The 587-nt window shown below is 49.1% G+C and carries 1 protein-coding gene; it reads right to left on the bottom strand.

The annotated features are described in order from the left end of the window. Window positions 1-587: hypothetical protein (locus D8801_RS09750; protein WP_185758535.1), on the bottom strand; the 587-nt coding region annotated here is incomplete at both ends.

Genomic DNA, 587 nt, shown 5'->3' with positions numbered 1-587 from the left:
TGCACTTACAGATGCGCTTGCTGATTGGCTAGCTGATACAGACGCTGAGTCGCTTGCACTTACAGATGCTGAAGCTGATTGGCTAGCTGATACAGATGCTGATTGGCTCGCACTGATGCTTGCTGATACTGATGCTGATGCGCTTTGGCTTGCACTAATTGACGCAGACTGGCTCGCGCTTGCTGAGATAGAAGCTGAGTTCTGGTTGTTAGATGCTGAAGCTGAGGCACTTTGGCTTGCGCTTACTGATGTTGAAGCACTTTGACTTGCACTTACAGATGCTGAAGCTGATTGGCTAGCTGATACAGACGCTGAGTCGCTTGCACTTACAGATGCTGAAGCTGATTGACTAGCTGATACAGATGCTGATTGGCTCGCACTGATGCTTGCTGATACTGATGCTGATGCGCTTTGGCTTGCACTAATTGACGCAGACTGGCTCGCGCTTGCTGAGATAGAAGCTGAGTTCTGGTTGTTAGATGCTGAAGCTGAGGCACTTTGGCTTGCGCTTACTGATGTTGAAGCACTTTGACTTGCACTTACAGATGCTGAAGCTGATTGGCTAGCTGATACAGACGCTGAGTGAG

Source organism: Streptococcus oralis, from assembly GCF_003943415.1.
Classification (GTDB): domain Bacteria; phylum Bacillota; class Bacilli; order Lactobacillales; family Streptococcaceae; genus Streptococcus; species Streptococcus oralis_BJ.
Note: the sequence above shows the minus strand (reverse complement) of the source record. Positions and strands in the feature narration are given on the sequence as shown.